The following is a 20,874-nucleotide window of genomic DNA, read 5'->3' on the forward strand; positions in this document are numbered from 1 at the left end:
ATCGACGGGGACGAACTCCCGTTACCAGAGGCGTACCCGCACTGGGACTACCAGACGACCCTATTCTTACGGCGAGAGATCCGGGTAGATCGAGCGCGAGCAATTGCGGAGTCTCGTCTGGCGCCAGAGACCGACTTGGCCTTGGCAGCCGTGTGGACTTCGTCCGGCTCGAAGCTCAGGGGGCCGGTCATGCGAACAGCTGTTCCCGATTCCGGCACCGTCGAACTGCGTGCCGAGTTGCCCGGATCGGACCTCGGCGGCACTCTGGTGCTAGACACCTTCCTGGTTCTTGCACGTCGCAGGCACGGCAATGATCGGCCGATCGCGGCGCGTCGCGGTGGTTCAGTGCTGTGGTCGGATCGAACTCAGATTCGGTTGCAGGGTGATGCACCGCAATTCCCGATCGCGATCGTTGACTTCGCGAAGACAAACTATCCGGATGCGGCTGCATGGCACCTGGAGATCGGTACTCTCGATGCAGCGACGATGGGTTCGCTGCTACTACTGGTGAACGAGCGGCAGCCGGTGATTGCCGAAGCGCTACAGAGAGCAGGCAATCCGCGGCCACAGGACAAGATCGCACTGGCGATGCTTCGGGTGGATGTTGCCCGGACGATGGTTGATCACGCACTACACCAACCTGAGTTCGACGATGAGTCCGAATATCCCGACGAGACGATCGGTGCAACTCTTCAAGAACTCTTCGAACGACTGTTCCCAGGTCGATCGGTGACGGATATTCGCCTCAGGGCGGAGCAATCGCCCAACGTCTTCGCCTCTGAGCTCCAGGCGGCGGCGAAGATTTTCGAGGGGGTCGCATGACACTGCTCTACCCGAGGCTGCTGCGTCACCGTGCAAGAGAACTGGCGTCCGAGTATCGAACTCTGGGACCGCTCGATCTCGCAACACGATGGGGGACAGCCGATGACGCGGCTGTCTACGTAGCGACAGGTGGCGCACGGGTCAGCCCGGAAAAGTTGCAGAACCTCAGGGAAATCCTCGTCGACTTGGCCAAAGAGTCCGGCTTTCCGGAGCCTCCATCAGCAGACCAAAAGGTCAAATTCGACCTCAAATCCGCGGCGCTGCTCCACAGCGAAATGCGGATCGCGCCGGCCGAAGCCGCTGCGGGTGACGTTTGGGCGTTCTTGGCCCTAATCGTGTTGCCCGACGTTGCTCACTGGCGCTATCCCAACCCGCCGGGCGACCGCGTCTTGGGCTCCGACCTGACTCGCCATGTCTTCGGCCGGATGTGGTGGCGCGCTCAGCTGGTGTATTCCCCGGCCGATACCAACCCCTATTCGGCCCTTGACGTGCTGGGGGAGGCAGCATTCGACCAGATTTATGCACGGCGCACATCGCTGGGCGGAAGTCCTCATCTGATCAAATCAATCCTTCGGGTGTGGAACACGCTGGACTTCAAAGGCATCCCCGAGCGAGAGGTCTTGCGTGACTTTTTGAAACGACTGCTGCGCCTGGCGCCGTTGGTCGCGTTCGATGCCATGGATGAACCGGCGCTCGACGAAGAGTTACTGATAGTTGCTGAGGAAGCAGTACTTGGAGTGCTTCAAGCTCGCGGATTCAGTCTCGAGGAGGCAACTGCGAGGGCGGCTGTGGCGGGCCTTGGGTGAACGAGCCCTAGTCGTGGCAGAAGCGTCCGAACACTCGACGTCACGTTGGCGCAAGCAAGATGGTGTCGAGCAATGCCATGCCCCAACTCTGCGCGGCTGACCCGTAGCAGCAGTTAGCCTGGAACATATGGACCTCGGGGAACGGCTCCAGAGCATCCGTAAACGGCGCGGGCTTACTCAACGTGAGCTCGCGGAGTCGGCCGGTGTGTCGGTCTCCCTGATCCGCAAGATCGAGCAGGGTGAGCGGAATGACGCCAGGATCGACACGCTGCGACGGTTTGCAGTTGCCCTCGACTGCCCGGTGACGGTTCTCCTCGGTCCGGCCCCGGATGCTCCGGACAGCGGCGGAGGCGGTGAGCTGTGGGCGCCAACGCGGGATTCGCTCGTGCGCGCTGCTGAGGATGCGGAGCTGCCGGTACCTGGGCTCGAGGCGGCGCTGGCGCACGCGACGCGGCTGTATCACGACAACGAATATGAACAGCTTGCCCGGATCTTGCCGCGTTTGGTTCAGGACGGGAATGCCGCGCCGCCGCTGTTGCGTTCACGGGTATTACAGCTGGCTGGGTCGGTGCTGGTGCAGACACGCCAACTGGAGCCCGCCCGGCTGGCGCTGAACCGTGCGCTGACGGAGGCGGAATCCACGGGCAACGTGCTGGATGCGGGATCCGCCGTTGTCACACTGTGCTGGCTGCTGATTGTGGAACGCCAATTCGACAGAGTGCGCCATCTCGCCACAACGTGGGCCGACCGGATAGAACCCCGCTTATCCGTAGCTACGACGCGTGAGGTGTCTACTTGGGGCTGGCTGCTGTTGCGTGGGTCGGCCGCGGCGGTACGTGACAACCGGCCGGACGAGGCCGAGGACATGATGCGTCTCGCCGCGGCAGGCGCGGTCGCCGTCCGGCCGGAACGGAGCCCTTATCACCAATATTGGACGACATTCAATCCCGCGACAGTTGCGATGAAGCGAGTGGAGAATGCCGTCGTCGACGACCGCCCGGATCTCGCGCTACGCCTGGCGCGCGATATCCCGTCGGACCTGAGTCCGACTTCGGACAACCGCAACCGTCACCTCTTGGATGTCGCTGCGGCACAGGTTGATCTGCGGCGCTACGACGTCGCTGTGGAGGTTCTCGCGAAGCTGTCCGCTGAAGTACGGCCGTGGTTCGTTGAGCAACGGTTGTCGCGGGAAATCCTGGGCCGCATCATCGCCAAGCGGAGAACGTTCACACCGCAGATGCGAGAGCTCGCAGGAGTGCTCGGGCTCGAGTACTGATGTGATACTTCCCTTCCAACTCCCTGAAAGTGCCATAGTCACAAGACCTCTGAATACACAAAGCTGCGAACCGGCCCCGCTGCCGGGACGCAGCCGATCCTTCCCGGCTTCCCCGGCGGCGGGTGCATACCAATCGTCGACCGATGGGTGGTGGGTGAATGAAGCCAGTAGCGTTGGGATGGATCGACTATGACCGCAGTACCGCGCCGGAATGGGATGAGGCGCAGGTGAAGCGGTTGACACGGCGGCTGGGTTATCAATTGGTGTGGCCCGCTGGGGTATCGGTGCTGCCGCTGTGCGACCAGGTGCGCGATTCCGATGCAGACGCGGTGATCCTGCCTTCGCCGTATCACCTCGGCGCGCTAGAACTGAATGCGCTCATGCACATCGTTGACGTGGAGACAGTGCTTCCGCGATTGTCGTTCGCTCGCTGGTCGGCCATCGGGATACAGGTGTGAGCGGCTTGACGGTCCTTACGGGATATGTCATCGCGGTAGGCCTTCCGATCCTGGTGATAGCCGGGGCGATCTGGTGGCCACACGACAAGGACGGCAGTTAGGCTCTCTGCCGCGACGAGCCGGGTGGCGAGGCTCGAGACCGACGCCGCGGCTGAGGCCGGTGATCACCGCGCGCTTGCCTTTGAGGCTGGGATCGCAAGTCCGGTCCAGTTCGCGGCATGGCGAGACCTGGTCGGCGCCCCTAGCGCCCACCCAACTCGGCAACAACCGGAGCGTAGCGCTCCGCGAAGTCGGCGCCGATCACGAAATAGGTGAAGCCGATTTCGTCTCGGCGGCGCTGGATTTCAACGATGGCGGCGGCGGGGTCGTCGGGTAGGACGGTCAGGGCGTCTGCGGCGCGGAGGGCGGCGGGGTCGGTGGCGGGGTGGGCCATGTGGGGTGCGACGGTGTCGCCGATCACCGGTACGTGAAGGGCGAGTTCGAGGTCTGCGGTGGCGCGGAAGTTGTGTGCGATACGCGCGACTTCATCGCGGGGCTGTTCGCCGAGCGTGAAGGTTACTATGTCGGCGATGTCCGCCGCCAGCGCTTGCGCCTTCGGGCCGTAGACCGCCATCGCGACCGGGGTGCGGCGGCCGGGGCCGTCGAGATCCCGGAGCGTGTCGACTGTTGTGCGGATTTCGCCCAGACGCTCCGTCGGCGGGGTGGCGACCACACCCTTGGCGCGGAGTTCGTCGTCGATTCCTGGCCTGCCGGTGCCGATGCCCATCTCGAATCGGCCATCGGTCAGCAATGTCAGGGAGTGCGCTTCCCATGCCGTCAACCATGCGGGACGCAGCGGAGAGGCGTACACCCAGGTGCCGACACGCATATCGGTCAGCGCCGCGGCGGTGGCGAGCATGGGGGCGGGCGCCGGTTGCGTCTGGGGGAAGTCGGGCACCAGTAGCGTCGAGTAGCCGTAGTCGGCGATGCGGCGTACCCGATCTCGCCACGTGCTCGGATCGGTGCTGAGCGGGGCTACGACCCCGAATCGAAACGGCCTCGTCATGCCTGCGCTCCCGTCGGTCGGTTCCTCGGAGATGTGGACGACGCACGCGCCCGAAATTCATCGGGCCGGCGGCGCCGCGGCCGTGACCCCCGTTACCTGGGCAATCGTCCACACTCCATAGTGGAATGCGCGGAGGGATAGTTACCTCACAGTCACGTGCCCCAGAGGTGGAGGAATATCGCAAAGCATGGCATCGTTGTAGGCGAGACCGGGCTTGACATTTGCTCGGCTCATCTACAGGAAGTATGAAGTACAGAACATGGCTCAAGGCAGCGTGAAGTGGTTCAACAGCGAAAAGGGCTTCGGCTTTATCGCGCAAGACGGAGGCGGCCCTGACGTCTTCGTGCATTACTCGGCAGTTTCCGGGTCGGGTTTCCGGACCCTCGAAGAGGGTCAGCGTGTGGAGTTCGAGATCGGGCAGGGCCAGAAGGGTCCGCAGGCTCAGGACGTCCGCGCTATCTGAACAGCGTGACTTTCGCAAGCCCCGCGCCGTACGGTGCGGGGCTTGCCCCTTTTCCTGGGAGGGATGTCAGAGCAGTCGCTGCCGGTCGTGGCGGACGAACTCCTGCTCGAACGTCCTCTTATCGGAATCGGACATCAGCTGGTATGCGCCGCGGTCCCAACGGTAGACGGCATCGGTTGTCCGCCATTTCTGTTGTTGCAGTTCGCGTTTGACGACCTTCCCCGAGCCGGTCACCGGCAGCGCGGACGAGACCCGGAGCAGTCGCGGTGTCGCTTTGCGGCCGAGATCGGCTTGCCCGGCGAGGAAGGAAGCGAACTCGACCGGATCGAACACCTCGGGCTCGTGCACTTCGATCGCCGCCATCACCAGATCACCTGAACGCGGATCCGGTACCGCGTAGACACCGGTGGCCAGGACGCTGCGATGCCGGCGGACAACCTGTTCGATCAGCAGTGCCGAGGTGTTCTCGCCGTCGACCCGGATCCAATCACCGCGACGGCCGGCGAAGTAGAGGAACCCGGCTTCATCGATATAGCCGAGATCGCCGGTCCAGTACCAGCCGTTGCGGACGCGTTCGGCGTCCGCGGCCGGATTGTTGTAGTAGCCCTCGAACGCCGCCGCGCCGTCCTTGTTCACCATTTCGCCCACAGCTTCGTCGGGGTTGAGGACGCGGCCGTGCTCGTCCACCCGAGCTGGTGCGCAATCCCGCAGCGTCGAAGGATCGACGACGGCGATACCGGAGTGCGCCGGACGTCCCAGGGCGCCGACCGGGGCGGCCGGGTCCAGCCGCACCGAACCCGCGCCTTCGCTGGACCCGTAGGCCTCGAGCAGCGGTGCCCCGAACCGGCGGGCGAACTCGGCTTTGTCGGCCGGTGCGGCCTCGGTGCCGAAACCGCGTTCGAGCCTGTTGTCGCGGTCATGCGGGGTCTCGGGGGTGGCCATGAGATAGCCGAGGGCCTTGCCGACATAGGTGAAGAAGGTGGCGCCGAAGAACCGGATATCGGGCAGGAAGCCGGACGCGGAGAATTTCGGCGTAAGGCAGATCGTGGCGCCGCAGGCGAGTGCGGGTGCCCATAGGCCCATCAGCGCGTTGCCGTGGAACAGCGGCATGCAGCAGTAGTCGATGTCGTCGCGATGGTGGCCGTATTTGAAGTTCGCGTAGGCCAGCCGCGCCAACCTGCCTTGGCTGCATCGGACGGCCTTGGACCGGCCGGTGGTGCCGGAGGTGAACAGCAACAGGAACAACGAGTCCGCGCCGACACCGTCGGCAATGGTCGGGTCGACGCGGTGCGCGTTCAGCATGTCCGCGTAGCGGGGTTCGTCGATGACGAGAAACCGGTCCTCGGCCAGACCGAGATCCAGCTCCCGCAAGCGCGCCGCACCGGAGCGGTCGGTGACGATCAATTGGCAATCGACGAACCGGATCTCCTCGCGCAGTTCGGCGGCTCCGTGCGTGGGGTTGATTCCGGCGATGGTGGCGCCGGCGAGTGCCGCCCCGCCGAGCCAGAACAGGAAGTCGGGCACATTGTCGAGCAGCACACCGATGTGGAACGGGCCGTCGACCCGCAACGCCCGTGCGAGGGCCGCCCGCGCGGCCGATTCGCGGACCACGGCGTCCCAGGTCCAGTCGCGCTGCCTGGTGCGCAGTCCGAGATGGTCGTCGCCCACGCGCGCCATGAGCATGCGAGCGATGTCGGATTTGTGGTCGGCCGAGGTGGTCATCGCCGGCAACCTTTCATCGAAGACCTCCGCTCAGCTCGGCGAGCGCATGAGGTCGACGTACTGCTGCGGCAGTTCGTCCGGCCGCAGCAGGGTGATGTCGGCGGGTCCCGACTGATAGGAATCCTCGCCGACGATGCGTCCGTCCTCGTCGACCGGCCACAGGATCAGCTGGCGGTTGGTGACCAGATAGTGGGCGGATTCGTCACCGACCGGGAGACCGATCCTGGCGGCGTAGGAGCCGGGGTAGATCTGCTTGAGGAAGCCTTCGGTCACCACGCAATAGTCGTCCACGACGATGCGATCGATGTCGAACTCGAGGATATTGGTGCGCGTGGCCAGGAAGTCGGTGTAGTACCGGCGGACGCCGTCGATCCCCTTCGGCCCGCGGTCGATACCCGCGTTCCAGAAGTGATAGTCGGGCGTCTCCGACAGTGTCGCCATCAGGGCGTCGAGGTCGGGCTCGGCCTCGGCCTTCATATGGTCGATCACGGCGCTCAAGACGATGCGGTGCCTGCGATCGGAGGTGTCGGCGAGGCGTTGTTCGAGCGGTTCCCAGGTACGGGTGGGGTCGATGACGGGCATCGTGGAATTCCTTTCCGGAACAAGGGGGCATCACGCTTGTGGCAGGACGAGGATCTTCACGTGATCGTCGGGGTCGCGCAGCGCCTGGAAGGCGTCGGCGACGCCGTCGAGTCCGACCCGGCCGGTGATGATGGCCTCGGCGTCGATCTCGCCGTCGGCCAGCCGTTGCAGCACGGTGTCGTAGGCGCGCTCGTAGCTGCCGTGGCCGAAGTTGATCGCGATCATCCGGAACTGACCCACCACCGGAACGATGGTCTCCTCGGCGAAACCGGCCGCCAGCACCTGGATACGCGATCCGAACGGCAGGGTGTGCAGCAGCGAGTCGAGAATGCCCGGGCGGCCGCTGCATTCGTAGGCGATGAGGATTCCCGAGCTCGGTGCGGCCTGCTCGTTCCACACGGCGACCGGATCCTGTTCGGCCGGGTCGACGACGATATCGGCCCCGAGTGCTCGGGCCAGGGCGCGGCGGCCCGGCGAAGGTTCGGACGCGATGACGGTCCGGGCGCCGTGCGCCTTCGCCGCAAGGATCGCGCCGAGTCCGATCGGGCCGCAGCCGATGACGAGTGCGGAATCCTCGGCGGTCAAACCCGATTGCTGCACATGCATCTCGCCCACATGCAGCGGTTCGGCCAGGGTGGCGTGCTCGAGCGAGAGACCGTCCGGAACGTGACGTACCCAGAACGCGTCGACGACGATGAATTCGCCGAAGCCGCCGTGGTATTCGTTCGAGTAGCCGATGATCGTCGGAATGCCGGTGCCGGTCTCGGTGCTGACCCCGATCCCCGCGACGCGGTCGCCGACGGCGAAATCGGTAATACCCGAGCCGGTTTCGACAACCGTGCCGGCATACTCGTGCCCAAGGACCACCGGCCGCCGTGGATCGAAGACGGCCAGCGGGTAGCCCGCTTTCTCGGCCACCTCGACGAAACGACACGGATCCTTCGACATGCTCAGATCGCTACCGCAGATCCCGCACGCGGCGACCGCGATACGCAGTTGGCCCGGACCGACGGCGGGCGGATCGGCGACCTCGGTCACGGTGAACTCGCCGTCGGCGAACTGTGCTGCACGCACGACTCACGCCCCCTTCTGCGCGACGCCGTAATAGTCGGTGTGGGCCTTGGTGATCGCGCTGACCAGACCGCCGATCAGGTACTCGCGGTTGTCCTCGGCGAATTGCAGGCTGGCTTCGCGGCCGAGGTTGCGGCGCTTGAAATGCGGGATCACCTCGGCGGCGAACAGCTCGTAGCTGCGTAAGGTGTCCTCCCAGTTCGCCATGTCGACGTGCAGTACGAGCAGGGTGCCGAACCCACCGGTCTTCTCGATCAGCCGCTCGATCTGGGCGATCGCCTCATCGGGCGTGCCGATGATGGCTTGACCGAACTCGCCGAGGGTGTCGTTGCGCCACTGGTCGATGATTCCGCGCGGGGAGTCCGCCCACGCCGGACGGACACCGGTCTGCCGGTTGACGTAGGCGGCCATCGCGCCGATGCGGCGGCTCACCGCACGTTCGGCCTCGGCACGCGACTCCGCCAGGAACATCGGATTCACCAGCCGCCAGGTCGAGCGGTCGGCCACGTGCCCGTGCTCGGCGCACACCTTCTCGTAGACGCCCCAGTTGCGGTCGAGGGCCTCGAAGCCGGTGGGGGAGCCGGCCGCCAGCGACAACAGCGAAAGTCCGTGGGTGCCTGCCAGCACCGAACCATTGGGCGAGATCGTCGACGCGGCCGCCACCTCGATGCCGGCCGGATCGTAGGTGGGCAGCTGCGCACGGGCGTCTCGCAACGTGAACCAGTCGGTGTTCATGTTCACGACCTCGCCGCGCAGCAGCGCCACTATCGCCTCCAAGGCTTCGCCCTGCCGTCGACGTTGGTCGGAAGGGTCGATGCCCATCATGTGCGCGTCCAGCGGGATCTTGCCCGGTCCGGTGCCGACGATCAGCCTGCCGCGGGTCTGCAGGTCGAGCTGGGTGATGCGGTCTGCGGTGATGAGCGGGTGGTGATACGGCAGCGACATGACGCCGGTGCCGAAGCGGATGCGCTGGGTGCGCTCGGCGGCGGCGGCGATGAACATGTCCGGGGCGGGGACGATTTCGGCTCCGGTGGAGTGATGCTCACCCATCCAGGCCTCGTCGAAGCCGAGGTGATCGAGGTGTTCCATGAGGTCGATATCGCGGCGCAGTTGCAGCGCTGGATCGGCGTCGAGCGGGTGATACGGGGCGAGGAAGGCGCCGAATCGCAGTGATCGGGAGGTCCACACGGGCGTCGTCTCCTGACGGGATCGGGACGAGATGAGTGAGTGGGGTCACATCCGCTCACGGGTTCGTGTGTACCAGAGAGTTGGATCATGTGATCCAGAAATATCCCGCTGAGTGGAACGCCACGCGGTCGGTGGGCGCCGCGCCGCTCAGGAGGGGAGGAGGCGTTCGACGCCGCCGATCACGAACGTGACGACGTCGTCGTAGAAGGTGGCCAGCTCCGCCGCCGAAAGCCGGGTGCCGTCGCGGCTCCACTCGTCGGCCTGGCTCAACGCCTGCACGAAACCCATCAGCGACACCGCCCAGCGCGCGGCCAGCCGCTGCGGATCGGCATCCGGAAAAGCCCGGCGGACCTGGGCGAAGAGCGCCTCTGGCAGCTGCTGGTCGGTCGCCGCGAGCACCGGATGGCCCTGCGGCGCGATCTGGGCGATGATCTTGATCCAGCGCATGCCGCGGGTCCGATGACGTTGCAGCAGTTCCAGATACGGTGTGGTCACGGCTCGGACCAGCGATTCGGCATCCGGCGGGCGCGGTGCGTCCGCCAGTAGGCCGACGTTGGCGCGAATGCGATCGCGCACCGGTGCGCCGAGGTCGACCAGGACGGCGGCCAGCAGCTCATCCTTGCTGCCGAAGTGGTAGTGGACCGAGGCGGCGCCGAGCCCCGCCGCGGCGTTGATCGCCCGCACCGAGACCGCGTCGACGCCGTGGGTGGCGAAGAGTCGCTCGGCCGTCTTGATCAGACGCAGCCTGGTCGCGTCGCCTTGGCGGTTGCGGGCGGGGGAAGTCATGGGCCCAGCCTTGCACAGCCTCGAGCGGGTGCACGTGCGCCGGGAATGCGAGCAATCGATCGAATCAGGTGTTCCGGTCATCCACCGGCTGTGTCCCGGTGCTGGTCCGATGTTTGCCGGGTGATGCGCATGTGGGATACGGCGGGGGAGCCGGCGAGCACCTCGACTCGGTAGCCGGGCAGGGTTCCGAGGTCGTCGAAGAGTCGTTCGCCGGAGCCGAGCAGGACCGGGACCACCGACAGGATCAACTCATCGATCAAGCCGCTCCGCAAGAACTGGCGCAGGGTCGCCGCGCCGCCGGCGATGCGGACATCCTGGCCATCGGCGGCGGAGAAAGCCTGCCGCAGCGCCTCTTCCGGAGCAGCTGCGATGAAATGGAAGGTGGTTCCGCCCGTCATCGGCACCGAGGGGCGCAGGTGATGGGTGAGCACGAAGACGTCGTGGTGGAACGGCGGATTCTCGCCCCACCAGCCGGTCCAGTCGTGGTCGGGCCACGCGCCGCGCACGGGCCCGAACATATTGCGGCCCATGATCGCCGCGCCGATGCCCTCGTTGTGGGTGGCGACGATGTCGTTGTCGATGCCGGTCCCGCCGCCCTCTTCGCCGAGCATCGCCCGCCCCGCGCGGGTGGCGAACATCCAGTCGTGCAGCCGTTCGCCGTTCTCGCCGAGTGGATTCTCGACGCTCTGATTCGGGCCCGCGACGAAGCCGTCGAGCGAGCAGGAGATGGTGGCGCGCACCTTGGGCATGACGTCCTCCTCGGAAAGAGGTGATTGCATTTCGCAATCGCTCGAGTGGAACCGTAACCCTTAGTGGTTGTATATTGCAAGCGGTAGGTCGAATAGGAGGAGGGCGGCATGCGCGAAGACGGTCGTTCGGGTTGCCCGATCAACGCGACCATCGAGGTGATCGGCGACCGGTGGACGCTGCTGGTGCTGCGTGACGTGATGTTCGGCAACCGCAGGCACTTCCGCGAGCTCTTGGCCGGCTCCGAGGAGGGCATCGCCTCCAATATCCTGTCCGACCGGCTCAAGCGGCTGGTGGCGGCCGGACTGCTGAGCCGCGAAGATGCCGGGCCCGGCCGCAAAGCCGAATACCGGCTGACCGAGCCCGCCATCCAGCTGGTGCCGATCATGGCGCAGCTGGGGTCCTGGGGGCTGCGCCACCGCGAGACCACCCATCGCCTGCGGGTCCGGGCACAACTGCTGGAGGAGGGCGGCCCGCAGCTGTGGGAGGAGTTCATGGACGAGCTGCGGGAGCTGCACCTCGGGACGCCTCGCCCCGATCTGTCGGCTCCCCGTGCGAGTGAACGATTGGCGCAGGCCTACGCCGCGGCTGCGGGCGTGGACGGCTGAACTCCGCTCAACCCTGCCCCGCACCGCGGGACTACAGCCGATTCCGGTCCGCGGTTGCTTCTCGGCGGAAGAACGTCGCGGTCAGGTCCCTGATCGCGGCCATATCGCGACCCTGCGTCTTCGGGACCCGGCGTTGTGCGTAGCGGACCTGCTCGACCGGCGGTCAGGTGCCGTGGCGTCCCGCCCCCCGCCGGGCGAGGTACACCACTGCACCCAGGGCGGCGACGGCCGCGCCGGCGAGAACCGATTCCGCCGGCAAGGTGAACGCGAGGACAAGGCAGCCGCTCAGACCGATTGCCGGGACGGCGCGGGGTGGGCGGCCTTCGTTTCGGGGCAACGTCCAGGCGGAGGCGTTGGCGATGGCGTAGTAGAGCAGCACACCGAAGGAGGAGAAGCCGATGGCCGCGCGGAGGTCGGCGGTGGCGGCGGCGAGGGCGACCACAGCGCCGACGGCGATTTCGGCGTGGTGCGGGACGCCGGTGCGCGGATGAACGGCCGCGAGGGCGTGGGGCAGGTGATGATCGCGGGCCATGGCGAGGGTGGTGCGCGAGACACCGAGGATCAAGGCCAGCAGCGATCCGAGCGCGGCGACCGCGGCGCCGGCGCGGACGATGGGCGACAGCCAGTCGGCGCCCGCGGCCTGGACCGCACTCGTCAGTGGCGCGCTGGATTCGGCCAGCCGCTGCGGCCCGAGGGCCACCAGAGCGGCGACCGCCACGGCCACGTAGACCATGAGAGCGATGCCGAGTGCGATCGGGATGGCGCGCGGGATGGTGCGGGCTGGGTCGCGCACCTCCTCGCCGAGGGTCGCGATGCGGGCGTAGCCGGCGAACGCGAAGAACAACAGGCCCGCCGCTTGCAATACCCCGAGCGGCGTGATGTCGGATCCGAACGCCAGGTGGTGCGGATCTGCCTCGGACGACGTGCTCGCGGCGACGACCACCGCGGCGAGCACCGCGAGAACGACGGCGACGATCACCCTGGTCAGTAGCGCCGACTTCTGGACGCCGAGATAGTTCACCGTCGTCAAGGCGATCACCGCCGCGACCGCCACCGCGTGCGCATGTCCCGGCCAGACATACACCCCGACCGTCAACGCCATGGCCGCACACGAGGCGGTTTTGCCGATCACGAAACTCCAGCCCGCCAGGTACCCCCAGAACGGGCCGAGCCGTTCCCGGCCGTAGACGTAGGTGCCGCCGGAGTCGGGGTAGCGGGCAGCCAGCCGGGCCGAGGACGTCGCATTGCAATAGGCGACCACCGCAGCGACCGCGAGCCCGAGCAGCAGCCCGCTGCCCGCGGCCTCCGCGGCCGGCGCAAGGGCGGCGAAGATTCCGGCGCCGAGCATCGCGCCGAGGCCGATCATGACCGCATCGGGGACGCCGAGGTGTCTGTGTAATCGCTGCGGGCGCGGCTGGTTCGAGGATGGGCGGGGCACGGCGGCTCCTGGCAGGCGGCGGAATTCGCCGCTCACCTTATCCACGACGGTGCGGCGGCGCCGGATGAGACGTCGGGGCTTGGGACCTGGGTGTGCGCGATCCAACGTCGATCCGGACGTGAACGGCTGCCGCACCGCCCCGCATCGCAGCCGGGTGGCTATCGATGCCCACCGTTGGAGAGGAATTCCAAGGAATATGGCGCAGCTAATTGTTCGCCCTTCCGTGCCGCCTGCGCCGGCGCTGCGACGGCCGATGTTCGCGAATTGCCCATGAAATTGTGGGCACCACGTTAAGTAATTTCTCAGATTATTCCTCCGGCGGGCTCTCGCACGTGCCGTGATCGAACCGTAACCAGGGCATTTGTCCGTTTTCGCTGATAGGACGCCTGCATCGCGGCCGTCTGGCTCACAGGAGCCCGTAATTTGTGGCCTGCGTCACTAATGGGTAATTTCCCGTAACCGATTCTGCACGCGGCTCGATGGACCGTGTGTCAGCCAGTTCGACTGGATTGAATTTCGACGAGAGGTATTTTCATGATCCCCGTTATCATCGACACCGGTAGCGCCGCTGTGAACGGTCTTTTCGACACCCTGGGTGCGGCCCTGCACGGCCTGGTGAACACCCTGTGGACGGGCTCGTTCGGCGGCTGATCAGACGCTGCGGTCGCGGACGCGACCTGACTCCTGCCCCGGCCTTCCTCGTAGCGGCCGGGGCAGGTCCGTGTCCGGAGGAAAACGGCTACCACGAACCCTCGGCCGCCCGACTGAGGACAGCCGCCTACCAGGCGGTAGGTGGCGCGGAAATTGCGCCAACTAAGCTTGGCCCCGGTAACTGCCGACCCCCATTTCTTCCCCAGGAGTAACCCACAGTGAGCCAAGCAGGCCGTCCTGTAGTTCTGATCGCCGACAAGCTCGCCCAGTCGACCGTCGACGCGCTCGGTGACGGTGTCGAGGTCCGCTGGGTCGACGGTCCCGACCGTCCGGCGCTGCTGGCCGCCGTTCCGGAGGCCGACGCGCTGCTGGTGCGCTCGGCCACCACGGTCGACGCCGAAGTGCTGGAAGCCGGTAAGAACCTGAAGATCGTCGCCCGCGCCGGCGTCGGCCTCGACAACGTCGACGTGCCCGCCGCCACCGAGCGCGGCGTCATGGTCGTCAACGCGCCGACCTCCAACATCCACACCGCCGCCGAGCACGCCGTCACGCTGCTGCTCGCCGCGGCCCGTCAGGTGCCCGCCGCCGATGCCACCCTGCGTGAGCGCACCTGGCAGCGCAGCAAGTTCAACGGCGTCGAGATCTTCGGTAAGACCGTCGGCGTCGTGGGCCTCGGCCGCATCGGCCAGCTGTTCGCCGCGCGGCTGGCCGCCTTCGAAACCCACGTCATCGCCTACGACCCCTACGTGTCCCCGGCCCGCGCCGCCCAGCTGGGCATCGAGCTGGTGACCCTGGAGGAGCTGCTCGGCCGCGCCGACCTCATCTCGGTGCACCTGCCCAAGACCCCGGAGACCAAGGGTCTGCTGAGCAAGGAGAAGCTGGCGCTGACGAAGCCGGGCGTCATCATCGTCAACGCCGCCCGCGGTGGCCTGATCGATGAGCAGGCCCTGGCCGACGCCATCAAGTCCGGCCACGTGCGTGCCGCGGGCCTGGACGTGTTCGAGACCGAGCCGTGCACCGACAGCCCGCTGTTCGACCTGCCGCAGGTCGTGGTGACCCCGCACCTGGGCGCCTCCACCACCGAGGCCCAGGACCGCGCAGGCACCGATGTCGCCAAGTCGGTGCTGCTGGCCCTGGCCGGTGAATTCGTCCCGGGTGCAGTGAACGTCACCGGTGGCGTCGTCGGCGACGAGGTCGCCCCGTGGCTCGACATCGTGCGCAAGCAGGGTGTGCTGCTCGGCGCGCTGGCCGACGAACTGCCGGTGAGCGTGGAGATCCAGGTGCGTGGCGAGCTGGCCGCCAGCGAGGTCGGCGTGCTGGAGCTGTCGGCGCTGCGCGGCATCTTCTCCGCGCACGTCGAGGACCAGGTCACCTTCGTCAACGCGCCGGCGCTGGCCCAGGAACGCGGGATCAGCACCGAGGTCACCACGGTCTCGGAGAGCCCGAGCCACCGCAGCGTCGTCGATCTGCGCGCGGTGTTCGGCGACGGCCGCACGCTGAACGTGGCGGGCACGCTGACCGAGCCCGCTCAGGTGGAGAAGATCGTCAACATCAACGGCCGCAACTACGACATGCGTGCCGAGGGCCTGAACCTGGCCGTGCTCAACTACGAGGACAAGCCGGGCGCGCTTGGCAAGATCGGCATGAAGCTCGGTGAGGCCGAGATCGACATCCTGGCCGCGCAGCTGACCCAGGACGTCGACAAGGAAGGCGCCACCGTGATGCTGCGGGTCGGCAAGGAGGTGCCCGCCGAGGTGCAGGCCGCGATCGGCGAGTCCGTCGGCGCCACCAAGGTCGTCCAGGTCGACCTGTTCTGATTCACCGGGCACTGCCCGAACTGTGTCGTCGAGCCCCGTTCCGTATGGAGCGGGGCTCGACTACATCGGCCGGTCGCGTAGCGTGGCCGCATCGCCCACACGAGCTCGGCACGATCACCTCAGGCGCCTGCGCACAACACCGGTTTCCCAGTGTCCGGGACGAGTTCGCCCTGGTCGCGGCCCGGTTTCGGGCACCGGCTATCGTTGCGATGTTCACGGGCGCATCATCGGAAACGGAGCACTGCTTTCATGAAACTCGCTGTCATCCCGGGCGACGGTATCGGTCCCGAGGTCATCGCCGAAGCCCTCAAGGTGCTCGACGTGGTCTCACCCGGGGTCGAGAAGACCGAATACGACCTGGGTGCCAAGCGGTACCACCGCACCGGCGAGATCCTGCCCGAATCGGTGCTGCCGGAGCTGAAGCAGCACGACGCGATCCTGCTCGGCGCGATCGGCGACCCGTCGGTCCCCAGCGGTGTGCTCGAGCGCGGGCTGCTGCTGCACACTCGGTTCGCGCTCGACCATCACGTGAACCTGCGCCCGTCGAAGCTGTTCCCCGGCGTCACCAGCCCGCTCGCGGGTAACCCCGACATCGACTTCGTGGTGGTGCGCGAAGGCACCGAGGGCCCCTACACCGGCACCGGCGGCGCGATCCGGGTGAACACGCCGCACGAGGTAGCCACCGAGGTCAGCACCAACACCCGGTTCGGCATCGAGCGGGTCGTGCGCTACGCCTTCGCGACCGCACAGCAGCGGCGCAAGCATCTGACCCTGGTGCACAAGACCAATGTGCTGAGCTTCGCCGGATCGCTGTGGCAGCGCACCGTCGACGAAGTGGGCGCAGAATTCTCCGACGTCGAGGTGGCCTACCAGCACATCGACGCCGCTACCATCCACATGGTCAACGATCCCGGTCGCTTTGATGTGATCGTCACCGACAACCTGTTCGGCGACATCATCACCGACCTGGCGGCCGCCGTCAGCGGCGGCATCGGCCTGGCCGCCAGCGGCAACATCGATGCCTCCGGCACCAACCCGAGCATGTTCGAGCCGGTGCACGGCAGCGCGCCCGATATCGCGGGTCAGTCCAAGGCCGACCCGACCGCCGCGATCCTGTCGCTGTCGCTGCTGCTGAACCACCTCGGCGACACCGAGGCGGCTGCGCGGGTGGAAGCCGCGGTCGCCAAGGATCTGGCCTCGCGCAGCGGGGTGGCCTCGACCGTGGAGATCGGCGACCGGATCGCCGCCTCGGTCTGAGTCGTCTGTCGGCAAGGCCCCGCGCTCTTTTCGAGCGTGGGGCCTTTCGACTGCGCGGTGACGCTTGCCTGCTTGTCGGCGGGTGCCTATCGAGTGGACGTCGCCCGGGGCATGGCACCTGTGGCGCTGCGACGTCTGCCGGTGGAGAGGATCCAGAGCGTCGAGCGGTCGCCCGCGAATCCCGGCGCCTGTCTGTGCGGTCGAGCTCGCGGAGTGTTCAGCGCGGCGCAACATCCTTGGGCACCAACGGAATCGCGACGACGGCGAGCGCGGCGGCGGCCAGGTACGTGGCGGGGAATCCGGCGTAGGTGATCAGCGCGCCGAAGACCGGCGGGACCACGGCCAGCACCAGATTCTGTCCGGTGTTCTGGATGCCAAGTCCGCGCCCACTCCAGTACGGCCCGGCGATCTCGGCGACCGCGGTGAAGGCCAGACCGTTGTCGGACACGGTGACCACCGACGCGATCACCAGCAGGGGAATGGCCAGCCACCACCACTGTGCCCAGGCCGCCAGCGCCAGTGCGGCCATCGTCAGTACGGCGGCGACCGCGACCGAGCGCAGCGGCCCCAATCGGCTGCCCACCCGATCCGACCAGGCGCCCGCGCCGATCCGGCCCGCCGCACCCAGCAGCTGGGTGGCGGTGACCAGAATCCCGGCGACCGGCAACGACCATCCGATATCGCGATGCAGCCACAGCAACGCGAACGTCCACACGGTGGCCTGCGGGAACACCAGCAGCACCGACACCGCGTGGATGCGCAGCAGGGTCGTCGAGCCGCGATAGGGATTGGCCCGGTCCGCGGCCGAGCCCGCCGGCCGGGGCGGATCCACGATTCCGATCAGGCAGCCCACCGCGGCGACCGCCGCCATCAGCGCGGGCACCAGGATCGCCACCGCCGCACCGTGCGCGCCGGCGACCCACGGAATGGCCACGGCGCCGACTCCGACGCCCAACGGCTGCGCGGTCTGCCGGATGCCCATGGCCAGCCCACGGCGATGGGGCGGGAACCAGCCGACGATCACCCGTCCGCTGGCCCCATTGGTGCTCGCGGCGCCGACGCCGCCGAGGAACAGCAGCACGCCGAGCGCCGGATAGCTCGACGTGGTCGCGGCCGCGGTACCCGCGACGAACATCACCAGCGGACCGCCGACGAGCACCTTGCGCTCACCGATCCGGTCGACGACGTATCCCCACGCGATCAGGGTGCACACCAGCCCGACGGTCGGCATGGCCACCAGCAGGCCTGCCGTCGCCAATGGCATCCCGCGATCGGTCAGCGCGGGGAGCAGGAACGGGACACCGTGCACGAAGACCGCGCTGGAGGCTTGGGCGAAGACACCGAGACCGAGCATCGACCACCGTCGGAACGCGTCGACCTGCGGTGTGGTCGCTGCGGAAGCGTTCACGGCCATCGGTAGCCCACCTCTCTCGCATCTCACTATATGGAAAGTCAATCTCACGCAGTGAGCATCGGTGGTAACCGTACACCCGGGGACCGGCCGCCCTGAACCATCGGATGTGTCTGACTTCTCACATCGGATGAAGGCGCGCGGTGCCGGCCGCTCGGTGCATCGCCTGCGGATCGGCGGACCGTGAACGCCTCGCGGGCGAGCTGGGCGGTGGCCGCCGACTCGCTCGCGTTCGGCGTACGGCCGACGGTCACGCGGGGACGCGCGGATCCGCTTGCGGGTACCAGTGAACCGGTAGCCCGGCGCCGGGCGACCGGACCGCCCGGACCGCCGCGTTCGGGCAGGTGGAGCCGGGTCGATAGACTCCGACCCATGCGTCTAGGTCGAGTTGCCAGTCCGGATGGAGTCGCCTTCGTCAGCATCGAGGGCGAGGGTGGCGACAGCGTCGCCAAGGAGATCGCCGAACACCCCTTCGGCACCCCGACGTTCACCGGGCGCAGCTGGCCGCTGGCCGATGTGCGCCTGCTCGCGCCGATCCTGGCCAGCAAGGTGATCTGCATCGGCAAGAACTACGCCGCGCACGCCGCCGAAATGGGCGGCGAGGCACCCGCCGATCCGGTCATCTTCATGAAGCCGAGCACCTCGATCGTCGGGCCGAACGCGCCGATCATCCTGCCGCCCAGCTCCTCTCAGGTCGACTACGAAGGCGAGCTGGCCATCGTCATCGGCCGTCCGTGCAAGGATGTGCCCGCCGCCCGCGCCCTCGACGTGATCCTCGGCTACACCGTTGCCAACGACGTCACCGCCCGCGATCAGCAGCGCCACGACGGGCAATGGACCCGGGCCAAGGGCTACGACACCTTCTGCCCGCTCGGCCCATGGATCGAAACCCAGCTCGATCCCTCGGACCTGGAGATCGTCACCGAACTCGACGGTGAGGTGCGCCAGCGCAGCCGCACTTCGCTTCTGCTGCACGATATTCCGAAGCTCATCGAATGGGTGACCACCGTGATGACGCTGCTGCCCGGCGACGTCATCCTCACCGGGACCCCCGAGGGCGTCGGCCCGATGACCGCGGGGCAGAACGTCTCCGTCACCGTGTCCGGTATCGGCACGCTGACCAATCCTGTTGCCGCCAAACGCTGATCGAAAGAGAGCCATGACTGAAGTACGGGTCCGATTCTGCCCGTCGCCCACCGGGACGCCCCACGTCGGCCTGATTCGGACGGCGTTGTTCAACTGGGCGTACGCCCGCCACCACGGTGGTGCTTTCGTCTTCCGGATCGAAGACACCGATGCGGCACGCGATTCCGAAGAGTCCTACCGCGCGATCATCGACGCGTTGCGCTGGCTCGGACTCACCTGGGACGAGGGGCCCGAAGTCGGTGGACCGTACGGGCCCTACCGGCAATCCGAGCGCCGGGATCTGCATCTGGACGTGGTGCGGCGGCTGCTGGAGGCGGGGGAGGCCTACGAGTCCTTCTCCACCCCCGAGGAAGTCGAGGCACGCCACCTCGCCGCCGGACGCGACCCCAAACTCGGCTACGACAACTACGACCGCGATCTCACCCCCGAGCAGATCGAGGCCTTCCGCGCCGAGGGCCGCGCGCCGGTGGTGCGGTTGCGCATGCCCGACACCGACCTCACCTGGACCGACCTGGTGCGCGGCGAAACCACCTTCAAGGCGGGCACCGTGCCGGACTTCGCGCTGACCCGCGGCAACGGCGCCCCGCTCTACACCCTGGTCAACCCGGTCGACGACGCGATGATGCGCATCACCCATGTGCTGCGCGGTGAGGACCTGCTCTCCTCGACACCGCGCCAGCTCGCGCTCTATGCCGCGTTGCAGCGGATCGGGGTCGCGGAATTCACCCCGGAGTTCGGCCATCTGCCATTCGTGATGGGCCCGGGAAACAAGAAACTGTCCAAGCGCGATCCCGAGTCGGACCTGTTCGCTCACCGCGACCGCGGCTTCATTCCCGAGGGTTTGCTGAATTATCTGGCGTTGCTCGGCTGGAGCATCGCCGAAGACCGCGACGTGTTCTCGATGTCGGAGATGGTCGCCGCCTTCGACATTTCGAAAGTCAATTCGAATCCGGCCCGTTTCGACCAGAAGAAGGCCGATGCGCTCAACGCCGAGCACATCCGTTTGCTGGACGTGGGCGATTTCACTCATCGTTTGCGCGAGTACCTCACCGAACACGGGCATATCGGCGCCGAAATCGACGAAAAGACGTTTGCCGTGGCCGCCGAACTGGTGCAGACCAGGATCGTCGTACTGGCCGACGCATGGGATCTGCTGCGATTCCTGTTCGCCCCCGACGAACAGTTCGCTATCGACCCAGCCGCGGCCGCGAAGAATCTCGGCGCCGACGCGGCGCCGGTATTGGACGCAGCCATTGCCGCACTGGACTCGCTGACCGCGTGGACCACCTCCGCTATCGAGGAGGTGCTCAAAACCGCGCTGATCGACGATATGGGCCTCAAACCGCGTAAAGCCTTCGCGCCGGTGCGCGTCGCGGTGACGGGCTCACACATCAGCCCACCGCTCTACGAATCGCTGGAACTGCTCGGCCGCGACCGCACCATGGCACGGCTGCGGGCCGCGCGGACGCAGACGCCGGCCGGCTGAGCCGACGGTCCCGGGGGGGGGGGGGGGGGGGGGGGGGGGGGGGAGGAGAAGAAAAAAACAAAAAACCGACAAAGCGGGGGGTGGTGTAGGCGCT

Annotated in this window: 19 protein-coding genes; 10 read left to right on the plus strand and 9 right to left on the minus strand. The window is 67.0% G+C overall.

All coding sequences use genetic code 11. The annotated features are described in order from the left end of the window. Window positions 1-189: 189 nt before the first annotated feature. The 4 genes from AC5W7N_RS09260 to AC5W7N_RS09275 all read left to right on the plus strand — a co-directional run bounded on the left by AC5W7N_RS09260 (window position 190) and on the right by AC5W7N_RS09275 (window position 3,362). On the plus strand, window positions 190-822 hold the full coding sequence (locus AC5W7N_RS09260; RefSeq protein ID WP_495923526.1) for a hypothetical protein: 633 nt from the start codon (window positions 190-192) through the stop codon (window positions 820-822). Further along, window positions 819-1,628 carry a DUF6339 family protein gene (locus AC5W7N_RS09265; protein ID WP_495923527.1) on the plus strand — a complete coding sequence of 270 codons (810 nt, stop codon included), beginning with the start codon at window positions 819-821 and terminating at the stop codon, window positions 1,626-1,628. The genes AC5W7N_RS09260 and AC5W7N_RS09265 overlap by 4 nt, the downstream gene beginning before the upstream one ends. Window positions 1,629-1,755: 127 nt before the next feature. Beyond that, window positions 1,756-2,904 carry a helix-turn-helix domain-containing protein gene (locus tag AC5W7N_RS09270; RefSeq protein ID WP_495923528.1) on the plus strand — a complete coding sequence of 383 codons (1,149 nt, stop codon included), beginning with the start codon at window positions 1,756-1,758 and terminating at the stop codon, window positions 2,902-2,904. A 158-nt stretch (window positions 2,905-3,062) separates the two neighbouring features. Continuing rightward, a complete protein-coding gene (locus AC5W7N_RS09275; protein WP_495923529.1) occupies window positions 3,063-3,362 on the plus strand; it encodes a hypothetical protein in 300 nt (99 codons plus the stop codon). Window positions 3,363-3,603: 241 nt separating this feature from the next. Here the strand turns inward: AC5W7N_RS09275 and AC5W7N_RS09280 are convergent, their stop codons facing one another. After that, on the minus strand, window positions 3,604-4,407 hold the full coding sequence (locus tag AC5W7N_RS09280; RefSeq protein WP_495923530.1) for an LLM class flavin-dependent oxidoreductase: 804 nt from the start codon (window positions 4,405-4,407) through the stop codon (window positions 3,604-3,606). 259 nt (window positions 4,408-4,666) lie between these two features. Here AC5W7N_RS09280 and AC5W7N_RS09285 point away from each other — a divergent pair, with 259 nt between their 5' ends. Continuing rightward, window positions 4,667-4,870 (plus strand): cold-shock protein, encoded by a 204-nt coding sequence (locus AC5W7N_RS09285; RefSeq protein WP_030521844.1) that lies wholly within the window; start codon window positions 4,667-4,669, stop codon window positions 4,868-4,870. A gap of 66 nt (window positions 4,871-4,936) precedes the next feature. Here AC5W7N_RS09285 and casI read toward each other — a convergent pair whose 3' ends face one another. The 6 genes from casI to AC5W7N_RS09315 form a co-directional block, all read right to left on the minus strand. Next, window positions 4,937-6,592, minus strand: a complete 1,656-nt coding sequence (casI, locus tag AC5W7N_RS09290) for a steroid-22-oyl-CoA synthetase (RefSeq protein ID WP_495923531.1) — start codon at window positions 6,590-6,592, stop codon at window positions 4,937-4,939. Between the two features lie 30 nt (window positions 6,593-6,622). Beyond that, window positions 6,623-7,174, minus strand: a complete 552-nt coding sequence (locus tag AC5W7N_RS09295; protein WP_495923532.1) for a nuclear transport factor 2 family protein — start codon at window positions 7,172-7,174, stop codon at window positions 6,623-6,625. A gap of 30 nt (window positions 7,175-7,204) precedes the next feature. After that, window positions 7,205-8,248 carry an alcohol dehydrogenase catalytic domain-containing protein gene (locus AC5W7N_RS09300; RefSeq protein ID WP_194989342.1) on the minus strand — a complete coding sequence of 348 codons (1,044 nt, stop codon included), beginning with the start codon at window positions 8,246-8,248 and terminating at the stop codon, window positions 7,205-7,207. A gap of 3 nt (window positions 8,249-8,251) precedes the next feature. Next, window positions 8,252-9,433, minus strand: coding sequence for an LLM class flavin-dependent oxidoreductase (locus AC5W7N_RS09305; protein ID WP_194989343.1), 1,182 nt, complete (start codon window positions 9,431-9,433; stop codon window positions 8,252-8,254). 147 nt (window positions 9,434-9,580) lie between these two features. Continuing rightward, window positions 9,581-10,219: a TetR/AcrR family transcriptional regulator gene (locus tag AC5W7N_RS09310; protein WP_163811539.1), complete on the minus strand. Its 639-nt coding sequence runs from the start codon at window positions 10,217-10,219 to the stop codon at window positions 9,581-9,583. 77 nt (window positions 10,220-10,296) lie between these two features. Beyond that, window positions 10,297-10,968: a dihydrofolate reductase family protein gene (locus AC5W7N_RS09315; protein ID WP_495923533.1), complete on the minus strand. Its 672-nt coding sequence runs from the start codon at window positions 10,966-10,968 to the stop codon at window positions 10,297-10,299. 108 nt (window positions 10,969-11,076) lie between these two features. Here AC5W7N_RS09315 and AC5W7N_RS09320 point away from each other — a divergent pair, with 108 nt between their 5' ends. Then, entirely contained in the window at window positions 11,077-11,574 is a 498-nt protein-coding gene (locus AC5W7N_RS09320) for a winged helix-turn-helix transcriptional regulator (RefSeq protein ID WP_495923534.1), read from the plus strand. Between the two features lie 163 nt (window positions 11,575-11,737). On the opposite strand, the gene AC5W7N_RS09325 is transcribed toward AC5W7N_RS09320, so the two are convergent. Continuing rightward, window positions 11,738-13,012, minus strand: coding sequence for an APC family permease (locus AC5W7N_RS09325; RefSeq protein ID WP_495923535.1), 1,275 nt, complete (start codon window positions 13,010-13,012; stop codon window positions 11,738-11,740). Window positions 13,013-13,881: 869 nt separating this feature from the next. Here AC5W7N_RS09325 and serA point away from each other — a divergent pair. Both serA and AC5W7N_RS09335 read left to right on the plus strand, forming a co-directional pair. Further along, complete coding sequence (gene serA, locus AC5W7N_RS09330; RefSeq protein WP_036538467.1) at window positions 13,882-15,480, plus strand: phosphoglycerate dehydrogenase; 1,599 nt, start codon at window positions 13,882-13,884, stop codon at window positions 15,478-15,480. Window positions 15,481-15,729: 249 nt separating this feature from the next. Further along, window positions 15,730-16,737 carry a 3-isopropylmalate dehydrogenase gene (locus tag AC5W7N_RS09335; protein ID WP_163811552.1) on the plus strand — a complete coding sequence of 336 codons (1,008 nt, stop codon included), beginning with the start codon at window positions 15,730-15,732 and terminating at the stop codon, window positions 16,735-16,737. A 217-nt stretch (window positions 16,738-16,954) separates the two neighbouring features. On the opposite strand, the gene AC5W7N_RS09340 is transcribed toward AC5W7N_RS09335, so the two are convergent. Beyond that, window positions 16,955-18,151 carry an MFS transporter gene (locus tag AC5W7N_RS09340; RefSeq protein WP_195019742.1) on the minus strand — a complete coding sequence of 399 codons (1,197 nt, stop codon included), beginning with the start codon at window positions 18,149-18,151 and terminating at the stop codon, window positions 16,955-16,957. A gap of 369 nt (window positions 18,152-18,520) precedes the next feature. Between AC5W7N_RS09340 and AC5W7N_RS09345 the strand changes: the two genes are divergently transcribed. Then, the gene (locus tag AC5W7N_RS09345) at window positions 18,521-19,294 is read left to right on the plus strand and encodes a fumarylacetoacetate hydrolase family protein (RefSeq protein ID WP_163811554.1); all 774 of its coding nucleotides are present in this window, start codon (window positions 18,521-18,523) and stop codon (window positions 19,292-19,294) included. Between the two features lie 13 nt (window positions 19,295-19,307). Beyond that, a complete protein-coding gene (gene gltX / locus AC5W7N_RS09350; protein ID WP_163811556.1) occupies window positions 19,308-20,780 on the plus strand; it encodes a glutamate--tRNA ligase in 1,473 nt (490 codons plus the stop codon). The last annotated feature ends 94 nt before the right edge of the window (window positions 20,781-20,874 follow it).

The sequence above is a fragment of the Nocardia sp. CDC519 genome (genome assembly GCF_059509835.1).

What these genes read in the sequence shown, in the direction of transcription:
- AC5W7N_RS09260 (WP_495923526.1), top strand. Translation starts at nt 190, where the DNA reads ATGCGAACAGCTGTTCCCGATTCCGGCACCGTCGAACTGCGTGCCGAG.
- AC5W7N_RS09265 (WP_495923527.1), top strand. Translation starts at nt 819, where the DNA reads ATGACACTGCTCTACCCGAGGCTGCTGCGTCACCGTGCAAGAGAACTG.
- AC5W7N_RS09270 (WP_495923528.1), top strand. Translation starts at nt 1,756, where the DNA reads ATGGACCTCGGGGAACGGCTCCAGAGCATCCGTAAACGGCGCGGGCTT.
- AC5W7N_RS09275 (WP_495923529.1), top strand. Translation starts at nt 3,063, where the DNA reads ATGAAGCCAGTAGCGTTGGGATGGATCGACTATGACCGCAGTACCGCG.
- AC5W7N_RS09280 (WP_495923530.1), bottom strand. Translation starts at nt 4,407, where the DNA reads ATGACGAGGCCGTTTCGATTCGGGGTCGTAGCCCCGCTCAGCACCGAT.
- AC5W7N_RS09285 (WP_030521844.1), top strand. Translation starts at nt 4,667, where the DNA reads ATGGCTCAAGGCAGCGTGAAGTGGTTCAACAGCGAAAAGGGCTTCGGC.
- casI (WP_495923531.1), bottom strand. Translation starts at nt 6,592, where the DNA reads ATGACCACCTCGGCCGACCACAAATCCGACATCGCTCGCATGCTCATG.
- AC5W7N_RS09295 (WP_495923532.1), bottom strand. Translation starts at nt 7,174, where the DNA reads ATGCCCGTCATCGACCCCACCCGTACCTGGGAACCGCTCGAACAACGC.
- AC5W7N_RS09310 (WP_163811539.1), bottom strand. Translation starts at nt 10,219, where the DNA reads ATGACTTCCCCCGCCCGCAACCGCCAAGGCGACGCGACCAGGCTGCGT.
- AC5W7N_RS09315 (WP_495923533.1), bottom strand. Translation starts at nt 10,968, where the DNA reads ATGCCCAAGGTGCGCGCCACCATCTCCTGCTCGCTCGACGGCTTCGTC.
- AC5W7N_RS09320 (WP_495923534.1), top strand. Translation starts at nt 11,077, where the DNA reads ATGCGCGAAGACGGTCGTTCGGGTTGCCCGATCAACGCGACCATCGAG.
- AC5W7N_RS09335 (WP_163811552.1), top strand. Translation starts at nt 15,730, where the DNA reads ATGAAACTCGCTGTCATCCCGGGCGACGGTATCGGTCCCGAGGTCATC.
- AC5W7N_RS09340 (WP_195019742.1), bottom strand. Translation starts at nt 18,151, where the DNA reads ATGGCCGTGAACGCTTCCGCAGCGACCACACCGCAGGTCGACGCGTTC.
- AC5W7N_RS09345 (WP_163811554.1), top strand. Translation starts at nt 18,521, where the DNA reads ATGCGTCTAGGTCGAGTTGCCAGTCCGGATGGAGTCGCCTTCGTCAGC.
- gltX (WP_163811556.1), top strand. Translation starts at nt 19,308, where the DNA reads ATGACTGAAGTACGGGTCCGATTCTGCCCGTCGCCCACCGGGACGCCC.